Source organism: Cupriavidus sp. 22TCCZM01-5, assembly GCF_057798915.1.
Window position 1 is genome coordinate 1 of record NZ_JBYOJR010000074.1, and the last position, 3,297, is coordinate 3,297.

Annotated in this window: 3 protein-coding genes and 1 pseudogene; 1 reads left to right on the forward strand and 3 read right to left on the reverse strand. The window is 59.4% G+C overall.

The features are described from left to right. Positions 1 to 556: 556 nt before the first annotated feature. Positions 557 to 1,420 (reverse strand): oxidoreductase, encoded by an 864-nt coding sequence (locus tag AC3FNH_RS32420; RefSeq protein WP_488722989.1) that lies wholly within the window; start codon positions 1,418 to 1,420, stop codon positions 557 to 559. A 24-nt stretch (positions 1,421 to 1,444) separates the two neighbouring features. Here AC3FNH_RS32420 and AC3FNH_RS32425 point away from each other — a divergent pair. Continuing rightward, a pseudogene (locus AC3FNH_RS32425) lies at positions 1,445 to 1,818 on the forward strand (IS5 family transposase); the annotation flags it as partial. Positions 1,819 to 1,825: 7 nt separating this feature from the next. Here AC3FNH_RS32425 and AC3FNH_RS32430 read toward each other — a convergent pair. Beyond that, entirely contained in the window at positions 1,826 to 2,137 is a 312-nt protein-coding gene (locus AC3FNH_RS32430; RefSeq protein ID WP_488722990.1) for a DUF4148 domain-containing protein, read from the reverse strand. A gap of 230 nt (positions 2,138 to 2,367) precedes the next feature. Next, positions 2,368 to 2,640 (reverse strand): hypothetical protein, encoded by a 273-nt coding sequence (locus AC3FNH_RS32435; RefSeq protein WP_488722991.1) that lies wholly within the window; start codon positions 2,638 to 2,640, stop codon positions 2,368 to 2,370. Between the last annotated feature and the right edge of the window lie 657 nt (positions 2,641 to 3,297).

A 3,297-nucleotide genomic window follows, 5' to 3' on the forward strand; every position in this document is an offset into this window, starting at 1 on the left:
TGGCGGTCTCGACGGGCGCTGACTTCACGATGCGTCACTCGACTTCAACTCGATTGTCCTGGCCCCTATGCGCTTGGCCATGAACCGTTGAAGAGTCGATGATCCGAGTTGATCGTCCAATCATCTGCGGAAACTGCATAGAAGCTGGGCTTCGATCGCTATGCGGCATTGGCGGTCTTACCCATTAGCAGGGCCTTGTGGAACGGTTCCTGGACGGCGTACAGCGTCGGCGCCGTGCTTCTGGAAGGTCGCCCGCGAAGTCGCGTAGAAATGCAGACTCGCTCAGACGTCCCTCATCGCCATCAAACACAATGGCAGCCGTGGCTGGTGGCGTAGGGTAGGTTTTGGCCAACGCGGTGTAGTCTTCGCCGGCATCCGGGGCTCGCGCCGCCACGAGAACCAGTGCGGAGACATTCTTGTGAACGCCAGTCGCGGTAATGATCATCCCGGCAAAAGAATGGGCGACGAGCTAGCCGTTAACAAAAGGTCTTGAGACGCAAAAAGGGCCCATCTCCTAGACAGGGCCCATTTTTTCGCCTGCTGCGTTACGCCCCATTCAATTCGTCGGAAACGTCGGAATGGGACCGACAGCACCGACGTCAGTTGAGACGCTGACCGCTTGCCAACGATCTGCATCGGCTGTTCTTGCTTGCTCCGCCTGACGCGCAATCTGGAAAGCGTCGCTTCCGAGGAGAATGTGCGGCGGTACTGTCTCAGTTTCGGCAATCCGAAGAACAACCTGAGCGACTCTGACGGGATCCCCAGACTCATTGCCCCAATAGCCTTCCATCTGTTTCACGCTTGCACCGACTGAGGGTTCGTAATCTGGCAACAAGACCGGTCGGTCTGCGTGCGCACGCTTTCCCCAATTGGTACGCATTCCACCCGGCTCAAGCGCGGTAACCTTGACGCCGAAAGGTGCAGTCTCCTGCGCCAGACCTTCGGTGAAGCCACCAACGGCCCACTTTGACGCGAAATAGGCCGCGTTGCCCGGGAACGCCGTACGACCGCCCAGCGAAGAAATCTGGATGATGTGTCCGCGGCGCTGTTGCCGCATGACAGGAAGCGCAGCGCGGGTAAGATTCACAACACCGAAAAAGCAGGTCTCGACCAGTCGGCGAAACTCGTTCGATGGAACCTGCTCAAACGGACGGGTGTCCCCGTAACCTGCGTTATTCACGACCACGTCAAGCCGGCCAAACGCATCGACCGCTGCATCGACCGCCGCCTGACCTTGAGACTCGTCTGTGACGTCGAGCCCGACCGCCCGGACATTCGCGCCAAACCGAGCCACCAGTTCGCCCAACTGACGAACGTCGCGGGCGGTCGCGACGACTTGGTTGCCAGCAGCCAAAGCTGCTTCGGCAATGATTCGACCCAGACCACTTCCGCTTCCAGTGATTAGCCAAACTTTAGACATTTTGAATTTCCTTTTCGCTATTGGGCAATCGATGCCCTTGGACGGCCTCTGCGGTTGATTCTCACCGATGGTCAGGCTGGCGACATCTCCTGCGCGGCAGAGTTGATCGAAGGGCTTACCGCGGACGCGATGATCGCGGACAAAGGCTACGACGCCGATGCCTTCGTGCAGGCCGTTCGCGCCGCAGGCGCAAAGGCCGTGATTCCGCCGCGCTCGAACCGGGTCCCCGCAAGCGACGCTACAGCCGCGCCCTGTATCGCACCCGTAATCTGGTCGAGAGATTCTTCAACCGTATCAAGCATTTTCGCCGTGTCTCCACTCGGTATGACAAGCGAGCCGACAGCTACCTTGTCTTCGCGTCGCTTGCCTGTGCCTTTGGACCAATGGTGCAATTGTGAACAGAGCCTAGCGTGCCAAATCCGTTTCCGCCGGCTGGTAGGCTTGAGTCGCCGCCATTGCCGATTCCGCACGGCGCTTCTCGTCCAGCTTACGCTGCGCCTTCTGAAGTGATTCCGGAAAGTTATCGTCGGATGGGTCGTAGCCCACGGATTTCAGTTCCTGGAGCTCATGGAGCAGCTCGGCGCGGGTGATGGGGTGGGTATCGCTTCCTGCCACCGATTGCCTGGCATCGGCTGCAGAGGCCAAACGGATGCCGCCGGCTGAGGCGAATGCGGCAATGGAAATGGTCGCGACAAAGTTGGCGAAGGACGTTTTCATAGTTGCATTCCTCAAAGCTCATGAAGTAGTTATATCGAGTCCAGGGCGGACAAGATGAAATTCAGCGCCAAGAAAATAAGCGCGGCGACTTGCGAATATTGTGAAAAAACTGGAGTGGCGAAGAGGGGTGTTACCGAGCTGACTGCTGCATGGACGAGCCGCATTGGGGCGTTCACGGGGAATCTCCTCAACAAGGCATTTGCTATCGGGTGTGTGGAAAGCGGCAGGGCCTAGTTGCGGGAGCCGTCCGTGTAGACGTCCCTCGAATCAATGCGGGCGCCATCGGAGAACACGTCGCGCGGTCCGACGCGTGCGCCATCGGTAAAGACATCGCGTGGTCCGATGCGTGCGCCATCCGTGAAGACATCACGCTGGCCGATACGCGCGCCATCCGTATAGACGTCACGAGGCGAATTGACCGCGGCAACGGCGGCTTGTGAGGCGAAGGTGGTAACGGTGGCAATCAGCAGGGCGGCACCGGAGATTTGGCTGAGGCGTTTCATGAATGACTCCTTGGCGAACGAATACAGAGATGACAGTTCAACGATCGGACCTGCGAGGCTTGGTGTGCAGCGCCATGTTGCGGTCGTTAATGCGTATACGCCGGGAGATCACGGATCATTCCCCTTGCACGATTGAAATTTCAAATTGCCCTCATAGCGCCATGACGGGGCGTGCGGTGCAGCGCGTGCCACTACGCGAGGCTGATGAATGTGGAGAACGTGAAGGCGGCGCCTGTTGCGCTTGGCCATGGGTCAGACCAATCGGTATGGACGCCGCCCCTCTCGGGCAAGTAGCGACAGGGGCTCCTGGACCGGTGGCATCGATGTGCCAAAGTGGTACTGCGTTCACATGCTTTGCCACGACGCGCGCCTACCTGGAGCGCCATGGCCACGCAGGTTGCCGCGAGGGCCATAGGGCTAGGCGGACTTCTTGGCGCTGAATCCCGCAGCGCAGCTCCTTTAGCAGGCTGGATGACTAGCTCGAACAAGGCTCGCGCGTATGGCGGCGTTCAGCGCCCCAGCTTCAGCGCCGGCTTCCATGGGCGACCGAACTCATCAACTCTGCACCAGTGCCCCCATGGCCAAGCGCATGGCGCCAGGACAATCGAGTTGAAGTCGAGTGACGCATCGTGAAGTCAGCGCCCGTCGAGACCGCCA

What these genes read in the sequence shown, in the direction of transcription:
- AC3FNH_RS32420 (WP_488722989.1), bottom strand. Translation starts at nt 1,420, where the DNA reads ATGTCTAAAGTTTGGCTAATCACTGGAAGCGGAAGTGGTCTGGGTCGA.
- AC3FNH_RS32430 (WP_488722990.1), bottom strand. Translation starts at nt 2,137, where the DNA reads ATGAAAACGTCCTTCGCCAACTTTGTCGCGACCATTTCCATTGCCGCA.
- AC3FNH_RS32435 (WP_488722991.1), bottom strand. Translation starts at nt 2,640, where the DNA reads ATGAAACGCCTCAGCCAAATCTCCGGTGCCGCCCTGCTGATTGCCACC.